Source organism: Hungatella sp. L36 (assembly GCF_014288035.1).
Genome location: NZ_JACOPC010000010.1, coordinates 121,091 through 137,128, shown reverse-complemented (window position 1 = coordinate 137,128; position 16,038 = coordinate 121,091). Strand labels below are relative to the sequence as shown.

The 16,038-nt window shown below is 51.9% G+C and carries 12 protein-coding genes; 10 read left to right on the top strand and 2 right to left on the bottom strand.

The features are described from left to right. The 6 genes from H8S80_RS21765 to H8S80_RS21740 all read left to right on the top strand — a co-directional run bounded on the left by H8S80_RS21765 (position 1) and on the right by H8S80_RS21740 (position 7,132). The gene (locus H8S80_RS21765; protein ID WP_117632871.1) at positions 1-936 is read left to right on the top strand and encodes an amidohydrolase family protein; all 936 of its coding nucleotides are present in this window, start codon (positions 1-3) and stop codon (positions 934-936) included. 11 nt (positions 937-947) lie between these two features. Next, positions 948-1,784 carry a creatininase family protein gene (locus H8S80_RS21760; protein WP_117632896.1) on the top strand — a complete coding sequence of 279 codons (837 nt, stop codon included), beginning with the start codon at positions 948-950 and terminating at the stop codon, positions 1,782-1,784. Continuing rightward, entirely contained in the window at positions 1,781-3,244 is a 1,464-nt protein-coding gene (locus H8S80_RS21755; protein WP_117632870.1) for a carboxylesterase family protein, read from the top strand. The genes H8S80_RS21760 and H8S80_RS21755 overlap by 4 nt, the downstream gene beginning before the upstream one ends. A gap of 101 nt (positions 3,245-3,345) precedes the next feature. Next, positions 3,346-5,163, top strand: coding sequence for a beta-glucuronidase (uidA, locus tag H8S80_RS21750; RefSeq protein ID WP_117632869.1), 1,818 nt, complete (start codon positions 3,346-3,348; stop codon positions 5,161-5,163). A 430-nt stretch (positions 5,164-5,593) separates the two neighbouring features. After that, positions 5,594-6,052 carry a hypothetical protein gene (locus H8S80_RS21745; protein ID WP_117632868.1) on the top strand — a complete coding sequence of 153 codons (459 nt, stop codon included), beginning with the start codon at positions 5,594-5,596 and terminating at the stop codon, positions 6,050-6,052. A gap of 276 nt (positions 6,053-6,328) precedes the next feature. Continuing rightward, positions 6,329-7,132 (top strand): histidine phosphatase family protein, encoded by an 804-nt coding sequence (locus tag H8S80_RS21740; protein ID WP_117632867.1) that lies wholly within the window; start codon positions 6,329-6,331, stop codon positions 7,130-7,132. A gap of 113 nt (positions 7,133-7,245) precedes the next feature. Here H8S80_RS21740 and H8S80_RS21735 read toward each other — a convergent pair whose 3' ends face one another. Both H8S80_RS21735 and H8S80_RS21730 read right to left on the bottom strand, forming a co-directional pair. Beyond that, positions 7,246-8,535 carry an alkyl/aryl-sulfatase gene (locus H8S80_RS21735; RefSeq protein ID WP_117632866.1) on the bottom strand — a complete coding sequence of 430 codons (1,290 nt, stop codon included), beginning with the start codon at positions 8,533-8,535 and terminating at the stop codon, positions 7,246-7,248. A gap of 90 nt (positions 8,536-8,625) precedes the next feature. Continuing rightward, complete coding sequence (locus H8S80_RS21730) at positions 8,626-9,465, bottom strand: MurR/RpiR family transcriptional regulator (protein WP_002603657.1); 840 nt, start codon at positions 9,463-9,465, stop codon at positions 8,626-8,628. 164 nt (positions 9,466-9,629) lie between these two features. Here H8S80_RS21730 and H8S80_RS21725 point away from each other — a divergent pair, with 164 nt between their 5' ends. From H8S80_RS21725 to H8S80_RS21710, 4 genes are all read left to right on the top strand, one after another. Next, positions 9,630-11,057: a glycoside hydrolase family 1 protein gene (locus H8S80_RS21725; RefSeq protein ID WP_117632865.1), complete on the top strand. Its 1,428-nt coding sequence runs from the start codon at positions 9,630-9,632 to the stop codon at positions 11,055-11,057. A gap of 15 nt (positions 11,058-11,072) precedes the next feature. Continuing rightward, a complete protein-coding gene (locus H8S80_RS21720; RefSeq protein ID WP_029466430.1) occupies positions 11,073-12,989 on the top strand; it encodes a beta-glucoside-specific PTS transporter subunit IIABC in 1,917 nt (638 codons plus the stop codon). Between the two features lie 19 nt (positions 12,990-13,008). Continuing rightward, complete coding sequence (locus H8S80_RS21715) at positions 13,009-14,520, top strand: sulfatase (RefSeq protein ID WP_117632864.1); 1,512 nt, start codon at positions 13,009-13,011, stop codon at positions 14,518-14,520. 222 nt (positions 14,521-14,742) lie between these two features. Then, entirely contained in the window at positions 14,743-16,014 is a 1,272-nt protein-coding gene (locus H8S80_RS21710) for a hypothetical protein (protein WP_117632863.1), read from the top strand. Positions 16,015-16,038: the final 24 nt, after the last annotated feature.

Below are 16,038 nucleotides of genomic sequence, written 5' to 3'. Positions count from 1 at the left end.
ATGGAAAAAAAGATCGATATTCATCTTCATTTGAGTGAACATCCGATTCCCGACGGTCTGGGAATGAAGATATCCAGCGGGGCGGAAATGCTGCCGCATCTGGATGAGCTTGGAATCGGGTTTGGAATCATCATGTCGTCGGGCGAGAAACAGGCGATGTTCGGCTCCAACGCTTCGTGCAGAAGAATCGCGGAACAGTATCCGGACCGGTATGCCTGGATGTGCGGCCTGGATGAGATGGAACCGGAGACGGTATACGAGAGGTTAAAGCAGTACCGGGAAGAGGGCGCCGTCGGTGTCGGAGAACTGGCTGTCAACCACAGATTGGATCATCCGTTTTTAGAGGCGGTATTTCAGGCGGCGGAAGCCCTTGGCCTGCCGGTGTTGTTTCATATGAGCCCGGAGGAAGGCTTCCAGTACGGTGTGGTGGATGAGCCGGGGCTGCCCCTTCTGGAACGGGCTTTAAATAAGTACCCAAAATTGATATTTATCGGCCACAGCCAGCCATTCTGGCACGAGATATCGGGCGGCGCGGGGAAATCCCGGGAAGAGCGGTATGAGTGGGGAAAAGGGCCGGTGACGCCCGGCGGCCGGCTGGGTCAGCTGTTTGAAAAATATCCGAATTTGTATGGAGATTTGTCGGCCAACAGCGGAGGATGCGCCATGATGCGGGATGAGGCATTCGGCCTGGCGTTTCTGGAGGCCTGGAAGGACCGGCTGATGTTTGGAACGGACATGGTAAATGTGGACATGGAATTTCCGCTGGGCGGATGGCTGGATCAGAAGGTGGAGGAGGGAGCGCTCTCCATCTCCGCCTGTCAGGCCATTGTGAGCGGCAATGCAAAACGTATCTTTGGGCTGGGCCGGAAGCTGGCTGTAAATGCAGAAGAAAAGACCGATGAGAAAACAGAAGAGAAGATGGTGAAAGGAGATTAGGGATGGAGGAAATGAGAACGAGGATTCTGCCCCGGATGCTGAATGACGAGGCAGAAACGTATCTGACACGCAATGATGTCATTATTGTTCCGGTGGGAACGGTGGAACTCCACGGGGGACTGCCCCTTGACAGCGAAACGGTAATCAGCGAGGCTTTCGCCCTCCGGATGGCGGAGGCGGCTGACGGGCTGGTGCTGACGGGACTGCCGTATTTCTACGCCGGGGCCACGGCCATCGGACGCGGCACGACTCAGGTCAGCGTGCGGGAAGGCATCGACTATCTGGGAGCGATTGCGAGAAGTCTTCTCCGTCAGGGCTTCAAGCGCCAGATTTACGTCAGCTTTCACGGCCCCGCCCATATGACCTGCTGTCCGATGATCCGGGATTTTTTCGATGAGACCGGCGTCCCGATTCTGTATATGGATCTGACGATGCAGATGTTCCAGAGTGCGCGGGATTTATTCAAGACAATGGACAGTTTTCATGCCATCACAGTCGGCGCGTACCAGATGATGGGCCGTCTGGAGGATGTTCCGTTTACCACGGAATACTGCCATCAGGAGCCGCAGACGACGAAGCCGTTTGACCATCTGTTCAGCCTGGCTTACCAGAGCGGCAGCATCGGCTACTGCTTTGGCGACGCAAAGGATCATATGAGTACGCCTGCGATCCCTGACGCGGCCAGGAGAAAAGAACTGGCGGACGAAGGGGAGATGCTGATCAATGAGATCGTAAAGCGCCTGGATATGAGAACCATTACAGAGGAAATGAGGTCTTTGGAAGCCTTTGAGCAGGAGGTTATGGAGCGGTATCCCTGGATTCCGGCCGCAGGCGGGCAGAAGAGATGACGGACGAAATCGGGAAAGAAACAGAGAAGGAAATCGGGAAAGAAATGAAACAGGAAATGATGAAATCAGAAATACAGCCGGAGTCCGGCGAATCGTCGAAACTGATCGGGACACCGTGCGGAGCTGTGCGAGGAACTGTCTCCGCAAAGGGAGACTGCATTGTCTATAAAGGAATCCGCTATGCAAATGCCAAACGTTTCCAGTACCCTGAAGAGGTGACGCACTGGGACGGCATCTATGAGGCAGACAGGTTCGGAAACTGTTCTTATCAGCCGAGAGCGTTCTATGATGAGGCAAAGGTGCCGGAAAAGGCATTTTATTACCATGAATTCCGGGAGGGAGAGTCCTACACCTACAGCGAGGACTGCCTGTTCCTAAACATCTGGACGCCGCTGGAGCCGGAGAACGCACCGGTTCTGTTTTACATTCACGGAGGCGGATTCAAGGGCGGATGCGGCCATGAGAAACATTTTGACGGCGCGGCCTACTGCCGTCAGGGAATCCTTGTGGTGACGATCAACTACCGCCTGGGACCTCTCGGATTTGCCTGCATGGAGGAGTGGAAGGATGAGGCGGGGCATGCCGGCAATTATGCCATGTACGACCAGATGGCGGCCTTATCATGGGTCCGCCGCAATATCGCCGCGTTTGGCGGCAATCCGGACCGGATCACCCTGATGGGACAGTCGGCCGGCGCCATGAGCGTGCAGCAGCACTGCCTCTCCCCGCTGACGAAAGGCAGTATCTGCGGAGCCATTATGATGAGCGGTGGCGGTGTGAGGGAAGGATTTGCCGCCGCAGCGTCCCTGAAGGATGTGGAACCATTCTGGCGTGAGCTGGACCTTCGGGTGACCGAGGCGTGCGGAAAGGGGCTGAGGGAAGCAGAGCCCTCTGTAATCTTTGAAGCATTTAATGCACTGTCGAAGGAGCGCCCCGACGCGGCCATGGTCTGCGGCCCGATTGTGGACGGTGCGTTTTTGCCGGAGCCGGCCATGGAAATCGTCAGAAACGGCGGGGCACACGAGATCCCTTATCTCATGGGCTCTACCAGTGAGGATATCGTTCCTCCGATTGTACATAAGATGGCAAAGGGATGGGCAAGACTGCAGTCTGACCTGGGAAGATGCCCTTCCTATGCATTCTTCTTTGACAGGCAGCTGCCGGGGGATGACCGGGGCGCCTGGCATTCCGCGGATTTGTGGTATGAATTCGGTACGCTGGAAAACAGCTGGCGTCCGTTTGAGGCCTGGGACCGCGAGCTTTCGGACTGTATGGTGCGCTGCTTTTCCAATTTTATCCGCACCGGAGATCCCAACGGCGGCGGCCTTCCCCAATGGCTGCCTATGAAAAAGGACCAGAACCGCGTCATGCGTTTCGGTGATAAAACTGTGGCAATGGGATACGTCTCCATTGCAAAGCTGAACCATACCATGCGAACGAAACCTTCGGTTGGTGAATAAATAACCCAAAAATTGTCCGGATTCCCGTCAAAACTGTCCTAGCAGTGTTGGCGGGAAATCTGTTATACTGATAACAGAATAATAAAAGGAGTGTATGGGACATGTTATATCCGATTTTAACGCAGTCGAGGGGACTGATGGATTTAAGCGGCGTCTGGGCATTTAAGCTGGATGACGGCCGGGGATTTGAGGAAAAATGGTATGAACGGCCACTGGAGTCAGCGATGACCATGCCGGTTCCGGCGTCTTACAATGATTTAAAAGAGGGAGAAGCGTTCCGTGACCATTACGGCTGGTGCTTCTACCAGAGAACGCTGGCGGTGCCGTCCTACATGACGGGTCAGCGTCTGGTTCTGCGTTTTGCCGCAGTTACACACATTGCAAAGGTCTATCTAAACGGTGAACTGATCGCAGAGCATAAGGGAGGCTTCCTCCCGTTCGAGGTACAGATCAACGAGTATCTGAGAGAAGGGGAGAATCTCCTGACGGTGGCGGTGGACAACCGGATCGACCATACCACCCTTCCGGTCGGCAGCGAGGCGGGCGGCGGAATGGGAGACTTAATGGGAATGGGAGGAGGAAAGACCTCCAGAAAGAGAAACAATCCCAACTTCGATTTCTTTAACTACTGTGGAATTACACGTCCGGTCAAGCTTTATACGACTCCGTCCTCATATGTACAGGATATCTTCTTAAACGCGGAGGTGGAGAATACGACAGCGCGTATTGCCTACCGCCTTGAGACCGTGGGAGACGGAACCGCGAAGATCGCCGTATACACGAAGGACGGCAGACTGGCGGCGGAAGCGGAAGGAACCGACGGTACCCTGGAGATTTCCGATGTTGTCCTGTGGCAGCCGCTCTGCGCCTATTTATATGAGGTGAGAGTGACCTTCGGTGAGGATGTCTACTCCCTTCCTTACGGTGTCCGCACCGTGAAGACGGAAGGCGGAAAATTCCTGATCAATGGCCGTCCGTTCTATTTCAAGGGCTACGGCAAACACGAGGACACGTTCCCGGCCGGCCGAGGGCTTAACATGCCTATGAATACGAAGGATATTTCCCTGATGAAGTGGCAGGGAGCCAACAGCTTCCGCACCAGCCATTATCCGTACAGCGAAGAGATGATGCGTCTGTGTGATGAAGAGGGAATCGTGGTGATCGACGAGACACCGGCAGTCGGAGTTCATTTGAATTTCGGGGGCGGTGCGAACTTCAAGGACGGAAAGCGGGTCAACACCTTCGATCCGCCGGAAGAGGGCGGAATCCGGACGCACGAACACCATATGGACGTAGTCCGCGATATGATTCTGCGTGACAAGAATCACGCCTGTGTTGTCATGTGGAGTATTGCCAACGAGGCCGATTCCGGCGGACCTGGCGCCTACGCCTACTTTAAACCGTTATACGATCTGGCAAGGGAGACCGATCCTCAGAAACGTCCCTGCACCATCGTCAGTGTCCAGATGCCTAATTACAAGGAGGACTGCACCATTGAGCTGAGCGACGTCTTCTGCTTAAACCGCTATTACGGCTGGTATGCCTGCGGCGGCGATTTAGACATGGCAAAGGAGCTGTGCCGGGAAGAACTGACCTTCTGGAATTCCCTCGGTAAACCGTTCATGTATACAGAATACGGAGCGGACACGGTAAGCGGCTTCCACGACACGACTCCGGTGATGTACACGGAGGAGTATCAGGTAGAATACTATAAGGTCAATCACGAGGTAGCGGACTCCCTGGAGAATTTCGTAGGCGAGCAGGTATGGAACTTTGCCGATTTTGCAACCAGCCAGAGCCTTCTCCGGGTGCAGGGCAACAAAAAGGGAATCTTCACAAGAGACAGAAAGCCGAAGCTGGTCGCCCATTACCTCCGCGGCCGCTGGACGAAGATTCCGGAATTTGGATATAAAAAATAGTAGAACGGTCTATTTGGTGTGAAAGTATAAAAACTTCGTAAAGCTGCATGAATACTATATTTTTGCGAGTTTGCGCGTTTCTGCATCAGAGTTTTCAAAATACGTTTGGCGCTTTTTTACGCCTGTGTTCCACAAGAACTTATAAAGAGATATGGTAAAATGTAGGGCGGGATGAGGACATCCCGCCCTACGTCCCTTTCCACACTCTTTCTTATCCATTTTACGGTAAGAAAATTATGGAGTAAGCATAGAAAGAGGGTGGTAAAATGGTACAAATTACTGTAAAATGAAACCATAATAATCAATTGATATTCTCTGAATTTAACTGGGGACGATATTCGTCGCTCAGTTGAGGTATTAAAGGAATATAAGCCAGGATATCAACCGATAGAGTTTGAATTAGAAGCTGCATTGTACAGGAGGATTTCTTATGAATCATTTCATTGAAGCACTCATAAGCGAGGGAAAGAATAAGGCACTGCCTGAAGAGTTTGATTATTTTGGAAAACTGATTGGCAGTTGGAAGATCGACTATGTTGACAATAGCAATTCCCGCGTGATAAAAGGCGAATGGCATTTCTCGTGGGTTCTTGAGGGAATGGCGATACAGGATGTGATTGTCTTGCCCGGCTTTGAATACGGAACAACGCTTCGTGTCTACAAGCCCGACGTACACGCCTGGGATGTCACATATTGTTATACTGGTAAAATTATGCGGTTTGAAGCGGCAAAGCAGGATGATAAGATCGTTCTCACAAACATTGAGGATAAAAGCAGAAAATGGGTTTTTGTTAAAATTGAGGATAAGTATTTTCATTGGCAGGATGTTGCAGTAAAAGAGGATGGCGAGTGGCTTGTTAATTTCGATTTATATGCCGAGCGCGTCTGATCAATATAAATGCTTCGACTCATTGGTATAAGTCGTCGATACGATACGAATGGCCGTATTCCGTTCAGCAGCGGGAGGCGGCCATTTTTTTGCTGTCTGCCTGTGCCCCCCGTGAATCCGTTGACAGGGCCGAAAGAGTCAATTTCCGTGTATGATTTGGTTAAGATATGCGTAGATCGCGCCTGGAAAAATGATTACAATGAGATAGAACCAGGGGTGGTGCGATTCGGATTCTGACTGGACCGAATAAGAACAATAAACAACGGAGGAGAGAAAATGAGACAAAGAAAAGTGATGGCAATTATGATGGCGGGGATTTTATGCGTAACAGCGGCCCTGACAGGCTGCGCGAAGGCACCGGGGAAAGAACAGACCGAGGCGCAGGCCATGGAGCCGGCACCGGTGACCCTGTATTTGACGCGGCACGGGAAGACCATGCTCAATACGACAGGGCGTATGCAGGGCTGGTGTGATTCTCCGCTTACGGAGGACGGCGCGGCGGTGGCTGAAAAACTGGGACGCGGGTTAAAAAAGGCCGGAATTACCTTTGATGCGGTTTATACAAGTGACAGCGGCAGAGCAATAGAAACGGCAGAGCTGATCCTGAAGAATAACGGACAGCCGGAGGTATCCTTACAGAGAAATCCCAAAGTCCGGGAGGTGTGCTACGGAATTTACGAGGGTGCCATGCCGGCGGAAGCATACACACCGGCTGCAAAGGCACTAAGCTATGACAGTGTGGACGCTATGATGGGAGCGGTCATGGGAGGCAAGCTGAAAATTGAAGAAGCGGTAACTGCAATGGCGGAAACCGATGAGAGCAAAACCGCGGAGACGTGGGAGACGGCACAGAAGCGGGTTATGGACGGAATCCGTGAGATCGCGGGTGAGGCCGCAGAGCGCGGGCAGAAACAGGTTTTGGTGGTTTCACATGGGATGGCCATATCAGCAGCAGTGGCTGCCATCGACCCGGATGCAGCAGCGGGAGAACTGGGAAATGCCTCCATCACAAAAATTATCTATGACAACGGAACGTTTACCGTGGAATCGGTAAATGATATGAGTTATATAGAAGAGTAGGGATCAGTAAGAGGGGAAAAATGGATAGAAAAGGATAGGGAAGACGGCGATTGACCGTATTTTCCCTATCCTTTTTTACTCACTATAAAGAGCACTCTAAAGTTTAACGGAGCCTATTCCTTTTCCAGCTCTTTTGCACAGCTGAGATAATAGTGGCGCCCGTTCGCGCTGGTTTCCAGCCTGGAGAGTTGTCTCAGACTTTCGGCCTTCCAATGGCGGGCGTTTGTTTTCCCCTCTTCGGATACGGTGTCTCCGGCACCAAGAAGAAGGTCGCAGAGCTCGGAGGCCCACTGGAATTCCGACTCCTCCAGAGCCGTTTTGACAGCGGTGGAAATGGCCTGCTCTCCGCCGGCCAGTTTTATCAGATTGCGGGAGTATTTCTCCGGTGCAGTACGGTTTAAATTGGACGGATTGCCGTCAAACCATCCCACATATCCCTGATAGATGGCGCGCACAGACCACTGCACTGTACCGTAATACTCCTGAAGATACGGCAGGCTGCGGTAGGTTTCAGGAAGAACCACCCGGGCAGCGGTTTTGTCCTGGGAAAGCCCCTGGCTGATGCAGGCGAGAGTCTCATCCAGGATGTAGCGGATGGCCTCCTTAAAATTACCGAGGACCTCTGTGATCCGGTCGTGTCCCAGGACCGGAAGCATGTGGCCCGGAAGCAGGGCCTCGGCCGGATAACTCATGATGTGTTCCAGGCTGTCCACCCAGGCGGCTATGTCGCGGTACTGTCCGCCGCGGATGGCATAGAGATTGGGCCAGCAGCCGTAGTAATTGTCGCCGCAGCACATGATCCGCTCCTCCGGAAGCCAGAGAAAGATCTGGTCGTCCGTCTCGCCGACCGCTGATACCAGCTCGAAGGCAACTCCATCGATGGTGCGCTTGACGGAATCTTCTGTATAAAGTGTGGTGGGAGGAAGAAACGAGTAGACGCCGTCACCGATGGCGTGGCCTTCCCGGATCCCCAGGCCCTGGGTAATGAGTTCTTCATCGGTCAGTCCATAGCCGAACTGACGGAAGGTCCTTTTGTTTAAGATCGGATTAATTCGTTCTGTCCCTTTTAATACGGCCTTCTTGGGCGCGAAGGCGATGATCTCCTCCACCGTGTCCCGGAACGCTCCGCAGCCGCCCCGGTGATCCGGATGGCCGTGAGTGAAGATAATGGTCTTTACGGGTTTATCCGTCAGACGGGACAGCTCGTCCTTCAGGCGTGCGGCTCTGGCGTCGGAATCCAGAGTATCGATTAGAATCAGGGACGTATCCCCTTCCACGATAATACAGTTGCTGTGCCCCCAGCCGACCGCGATCCGGACGCGGTCAGTGATAGTGATCATCTCTTTCGGAAATGCGGTATCATTGAATTCTTTTAATCTTGCTTCAGCATCATTACTTAACAAGTATATCCCTCCCAGCATTTGATTTTTTATTACCATATTTTATTTTATCATATTTTACTTCTGATGAGCGAATGAATTACTTCACAGAGGTCAGTAAATAAATTTTTGATACGAGTTTAGATATCTGGCCAGGATTTCATGGTTGCGTTCATAATTTTTGGAGTATGCGATTCCGCATAATACGTTTAAAATAAACTGTACGGACAGTTCATAGACAATGTTTCCGTTTATGTCATTCACCCCTGAATCCTGTATCTCGATCCATTCGTCGGCAATTCTGGAAAGCGGTGTGTTGGCAGGCGTAAGTATAATGGTTTTGGCCTTCCGTTGTTTTAGAATTGATGTGATATCGAGCAGACGCCGGTTGTTCCCCGTATGGCTGACCAGGATGGCGGCCGCATCGGCCGGTGTCGAGATTGCCTGATAATACTGGGCGTTATTGGGATCGTGGATGACGACACGGTAGCCCATGGAGAGCAGGCGGTACATCTGTGGTTTGACCAAATGCAGGTTGTCGCCAAAACCGAAGAACTCCAGCTGACTGCAGGAGTTGATTAAATTCGCCGCCCGCACAAGCGTCTGATAGTCGATGGACTGCTTTGTCTGCTCGATGGCGGTTTGTTCAAGATCCGCGATCTTCTGTACAATGGAGTGAACCGTTTCATTCGTGTTAATCGTCCTGTCTCCGGAGGCGAGAAATACGGAGTTGATCTCACTGAAAAAGCGTGCCTTAAAATGAGAAAAACCATGTCCGTCATCTAACTTCTTAACCAGCCGCGTGACGGTAGAGGGACTGGTATAGCTGGCTTTCGCCAGATCACGGACCGAAAAATTGATAATGGTTTCAGGATATTGCAGCAAATAACGGATAATATTCTGTTCTGCAGAAGAAAAATGTTCTGCCTCTCTGAGCTGTTCCAGGATATTCATTGGAAAACCACCTTTCCATGGCGTATAGATTGAAAATCTGTTTCACGGTAATTATATCAGATATCAGGAAAGAGTGAAACAAACAACCAGAATGTTTCCCGGTTCTTGAATAAATTGTCCCGAACGGTTAAGCTGGAAAAAAAGAGGGAGAGGTGTATAGGAAAATGTTTCAGAAAGAATTTCTATGGGGCGGGGCTGCCGCCGCGAATCAGGTGGAGGGCGCATGGGACGAGGACGGAAAAGGGCCGTCCGCATCGGATTTATGCACAGGAGGCTCCAGATATAAATCGAAACGAATCACCGTGAGGCAGGAGAACGGGGTCTTTTATCCCAGTCATGAGGCCGTGGATTTTTACCACAGGTATCAGGAGGATATCCGTTTATTCGCGGAGATGGGGTTCAAAGTGTATCGGCTGTCCATAAACTGGAGCAGAATTTATCCGACCGGCCTGGAGAAGACGCCAAACGAGGAAGGACTCCGGTTTTATGACAGGGTATTTGCGGAGTGCAGAAAATACGGAATCGAACCATTTGTGACGATTTCCCACTATGAAATGCCTTACGGACTTACAAAAGCATATAATGGCTGGGCCGGCAGGGAGACCATCGGATGTTATCTCCGTTACTGTGAAACGCTGTTTACCAGATACCGTGATCAGGTCCGCTACTGGCTGACCTTTAATGAAATTAACTGTGGTATGATACCTGCGGGCAATTTCCTTTCTCTCGGAATTTTAAATCCGGGGACGGAGGAATTTACAAAGCAGACGGATATTCCGGAAAAACGGTTTCAGGCGCTTCATCACCAGTTTGTGGCCAGTGCCATGGCGGTCAGTCTCGGACACTCCATCCGGCCTGATTTTTCTATCGGATGTATGATTGCCTATATGGTGACATACCCTCTGACCTGCCGTCCCGAGGATGTCCTGGGAGCAAAACAGAAAGAACAGATGGGAAACCAGTTTTGCGCGGATGTACAGGTAAGAGGTGAGTATCCGCATTTTGCCCGCAGGTTTTTTAAGGAAAACGGCATCTCCATTCAGATGGAGCCGGGGGACGAGGAGATACTGAAAAAAGGGACGGTGGATTTCTACAGCTTCAGTTATTATACCTCTTCCTGCTGGGGAACCAATCCGGAAAAGGCCTCGTCCGGCAATCTGGCTGGAGGAGCCGCAAATCCCTATTTACAGTCGAGCGCGTGGGGCTGGCAGATCGATCCGGTCGGACTCAGGACCGCGCTGAACGATATTTACGGACGTTACCGGATTCCTGTCATGGTGGTGGAAAATGGCCTGGGAGCGGAAGACACGGTGGAGGAAGACGGCCGGATCCACGATACGTATCGGATTGAGTACTTGAGACAGCATATCAGGCAGATGCGGGAAGCCGTGGAGGACGGAGTGGATCTGATGGGATATACGGTCTGGAGCGCCATCGATCTGGTGAGCGCGTCGACAGGAGAGATGGCCAAACGCTATGGCTTCGTCTATGTGGACCGCCATGATGACGGCAGCGGCAGCATGAAACGGCTGCGCAAGGACTCCTTCTACTGGTATAAAAATGTAATTGAGAGCAATGGAGAAAATCTCTAAAAGGGGGAAATGGATATGAAATACGATAGTCTGGCAAGAGACATCATCCGTCACGTGGGCGGAAAAGAAAATGTGATCGATGTGGTTCACTGCGTCACGCGCCTTCGTTTTCGGTTAAAGGACGAGGGAAAGGCCGACACGGAAAGATTGAAAGCCATGGATGGTGTGGTAACCGTGATTCAGAGCGGCGGTCAGTATCAGGTGGTGATCGGCAATCAGGTGGCGGAGGTGTATGACGCTGTGCTGGAAGCCGGTGGATTTGGAAATGCCGTTTCGCAGGAGGAGAAGCCGGAGCAGAAAGGCGGATTGATGAGCCGTCTTATCGATATCGTTTCTGGACTGTTCACTCCGGTTCTGGGCGTTCTGGCGGCTACCGGTATGATTAAGGGACTGACCGGTATGCTTGCGGCGCTGGGAATCTTAAGCACCGCCTCCGGGACGTATCAGCTTCTCTATATCATTGGCGACAGCATGTTCTATTTCCTGCCCATGTATTTAGGGTTTACGGCAGCAAAAAAATTTAAACTGAATGAGTTCGTGGGAATGACGATCGGCGCATGTCTCGTATATCCCAGCCTGACTGCAATTATGGCAGGGGAACCATTATTTAAGGTGATGGAGGGGACGATACTGCAGTCGCCGGTTCACTTAAAGTTTTTAGGTCTGCCGGTGCTGCTGATGCGGTATTCCTCCAGCGTAATTCCCGTGATTATTGCCGTGTACTTTGCGGCCAGGCTGCAGAACCGGATTAAGAAGATCCTTCCCGATGTGGTGAAGGGATTTCTGACACCGTGTATTACGCTCCTGATCATTGTGCCGGCCACATTTCTGGTGATTGGGCCTGCAGCGACCTGGATGAGCCAGATTGTGGGTGCGGTTACGATGGCGATCTACGGTTTGAGCCCGATGGCGGCAGGCTTTCTTCTGGGCGGAACGTGGCAGCTTCTGGTCATGTTCGGGCTTCACTGGGGAATGGCGCCTGTCGGCTTAAATAATCTCGTAACATACGGCTATGACGCGGTTACGGTACTCAAATCAGCCACGCCTATTGTCACGGCGTGTGTGGTTCTTGCAGTAGCCCTGCGCACAAAGGATAAGAAGATGAAGGGGATTTGCTGGCCGGCCTGTATATCCAGTCTGTTCGGGGTATCCGAACCATCCATATACGGAGTGACGCTTCCGCTGAAACGTCCGTTTATTATTACGCTGCTCTGCTCGGCCCTGGGCGGAGTGATTATGGGCGCATTTCAGACAAAGGCATTTATGGCCGGCGGTATGGGGATATTCTCCATTCCCAGCTATATCAATCCTGAGACAGGGATTGACGGAAGTCTGTACGGGTATCTGCTGGCGATTGTGATTTCCGGCGGGCTTGGATTTATTCTGACATGGTTTTTCGGACTGAGTCCGGAGAAGAAAGAGGACTCTGCATCTTCGTCCGCCTCCGATATTGTTATAAACAGTCCTCTAAGGGGGCGGGTGATTCCGCTTGATCAGGTTGAGGATGAGGCATTTTCCTGCGGCGTGATGGGAATGGGAGCAGCAGTGATCCCGTCTGAGGGCAGAGTACATGCGCCGGTGGACGGTGTGGTGACAGCTCTTTTTCCTACCCTGCACGCCATTGGGATCACCTCTGACGAAGGTGTGGAGATCCTGATTCATATCGGAATGGATACGGTGAAGCTGAACGGTGATGGCTTTAAAGCACATGCCGCGCAGGGAGACAGGGTCCGGAAGGGACAGCTTCTCGTAGAGTTTGACATGGAAAAAATCAAACAGGCCGGATATTCACTGACAACACCTGTGATTATCAGCAATACGCCGGCTTATCAGGCGGTGACAGTTCTGGCGCAGACAGGCGACGGAGCGGGGACGGAAAATGGTGCGAAGATCAGCTGTGAGGATGGCCTGCTCTGTATTTCCACATGCTGACGAAAAGAGGAATAATTAGATGAAAGCAATTATCATGATGTTTGATACTCTGACCAGAAAATATCTTTCTGCTTACGGAAATGAATGGGTGCATACCCCGGAGTTTAAGCGCCTGGAAGCGCATACAGTGACCTTTGATAACTTTTATGCAGCCAGTCTTCCGTGTATGCCGGCCAGGCGGGATCTGCATACGGGCAGATGCAGCTTTCTGCACCGTATGTGGGGACCGCTGGAACCCTTTGATGTTTCGGTGATGGAGCGGTTAAAGGAACACGGTGTATATACCCATTTGGTGACAGATCACTCCCATTACTGGGAGGATGGCGGTGCGACGTATCACAACCGGTACTCGACCTGGGAGGGATTCCGCGGACAGGAAGGGGACCGGTGGAAGCCCTCGCTGGGTGAGAATCCGGTGCCGCCTCTCGGCCGCCTCTCCAAAACCGGTGACTCGGTCAGACAGAACTGGACTAACCGCAGATTTCAGCCGGAAGAAAAGGATATGCCTTCCGTTAAGACGGTGACTGCGGGCCTCGATTTTATTAAGGAATTCCATGAGAAGGATGACTGGCTGTTACAGATCGAGTGCTTCGATCCTCATGAGCCTTTTATCTGTCCGCAGGAATACCGGCAGCTTTATGAGGATGAATACGAGGGTGCGGTCTTTGACTGGCCTGCTTACCGCAAAACGGATTCGGCAGAGCACCGGGGGGAAGTCGGCCATATCAGGAAGCAGTATGCGTCCCTGATTTCGATGTGTGACCGGTATCTCGGAAAAGTGCTGGACGCCATGGACCGGTACGGTCTGTGGAGGGATACCATGCTGATTGTGAATACCGATCACGGATTCCTTTTGGGAGAGCACGACTGGATGGGAAAGAACATCCAGCCCGCCTACGACGAAATCGCCCACCTGCCATTTTTTATCTGGGATCCCAGGTACAAAAAGATGGGAGAGCGCAGAGACGGCCTTGCACAGACCATTGATATTGCGCCGACACTCATGGATTTCTTCGGTCTGGAAGCAGATGACACCATGGACGGACGAAGCCTGATTCCGGTTCTGGCGGACGAAAAGCCGGTTCGTGAAACCGCGGTATTTGGAATCCATGGAGGCCATGTAAACGTAACGGACGGGAAGTATGTTTATATGAAATGCGCCTCCTCTGACGACAATCAGCCCTTGTATAATTATACGCTTATGCCGACTGCGATGCGCGGTTTTATACCGCAGGTGTGCATTGATGAGATGGAACTGACAGACGGCGGGAGATATTCCCACGGAAGTAGAGTGTTAAAGATCCCGTGCAGAGTTCCAGGAAGCTCATCCCGGTATGGAAATCTGTTGTTTGAGGCAGAGGACGGGGAGCAGAAGAACAATCTGGCGGACGATGGTCCCTTAGAACAACAGTATCGGACGCTTCTGATCCGGTGCATGGAGGAAATGGGGGCGCCCAAGGAGCAGTTTGTGCGGCTGGGGCTTGATGCCCGGCAGGAAAACCGGAACAATACCGCGCTGCCGGGTAAATAGAATATGAGCAGATGGAATTCTTGAAAAACCTCCCATTTATGCGATTGCAAAGGAATAATTCTCTTATCAGATTTATTATCCCGCAATCCGCATAAATGGGAGGTTTTTATCTGTACTGGCCACTATACCAAATACTTTACAAATGACTGCTTCCCTGAGTATAATGAACAGTAGCACAGAAGGAGCGGCCAAAATGAGTGATCGAAGGGAAAGGAAAAAAGTATGAGTGTAGGATTTACGTGCCAGGCAGTGGTTAAAGATAAACGGTTTGTAAAGCAGATGATCCGGATGCTGGGAGAGGAGAAGCGGTATGAGGTACGGCAGGAGGAAGACTGTATGCGTGTGGGATTCTGCCGGCTGGGAGACGTGTTTTTTCAGTTCAGCTCCGGGCTGGACGGGGAAATTCCGGCGCAGATGGTCTATGGAGAGTGCACCTCCAGTCTGGCGGGAGCGGGATTTCACGCTGCTGCGGTTCACTTCGTGGAGGAGCTTGCCAGAGAGACGGATCTGGAATTTATCCTGGACGATGAGACCGGCTATGGGGATGACCATGATTTTGAACGGATGAGAGAAGAACATTTTTACGGATGGCTGAAAAACCTGGTTGCGGTATGCCGGGAGCGGGAAGAAAAATGGCCGGATGCCGTGTCCTTCGGTCTCTGCTGGGATCTGGATCAGTACACGCCGGAGGAGATTCCTGGCACCGTGTTTACTCCCTTCGGCCGGTTCTCAGTCCAGAAAATGCTGGGCTGGGTGGAAAATGAGGGGATTGAGCCCTTTGCAAAGGAATTTTTTATCTGGAATGAGCCGGGAAGAGATGCGGGATATTACAGAAACACAGCTCTCAGCCTGATGTGGGAAGAGTGCTGTTTCATGCCGGGCAGCAGGAGTGAGTGGGATAAACGGATGAATGACCGTATTATTGATGATCTGGAAAAAGCCCTTCTCTTAGACCGGGGCCTTCCATTTCCAACGGAGGAATACATCCTGCTCTGCCGGCTAAATGGAAGAGAGCCGGAGGCTGTGGCAGATGTGCCGGTGTATGAACCGGATTATCCCATCGGCTACAAGCGCGGGAATGTGCGGGATAAGATCGGCACCATGACCTTTGTGGTTCCGGGCTCCTATCTCTATGAATACGATGAGGACAGCAATTCTCATTTATGGTATGACGGTCTGGAGGAGGACTGGCATGCGATCCGGATTACGGCGTTAAAAAGCAGAGAGGAGAGCCCGGAGATCACGGAGCGGATTTTCGACGGCGCAGAGGGAGAACCGATAAGCGGAGAGAATGGCTGCTTAGCGTACCGGTTTGCGTTTGCCGGAACCACAGAGCATGAGACGGACGGTCCGTGCAGCCAGTATGTGGGGGAAGTGGCAGGCGGATATCAGATCGCACTGATAACGGCTTCCTGTGAACACAGGGAGGACGAATGGGCGGAAGCGTTTTTTCGGAGCATGTCCCACTCACCGGAGGCAAATCTGGAAAAATGATAAAGAAATGGATATCCGGTTATA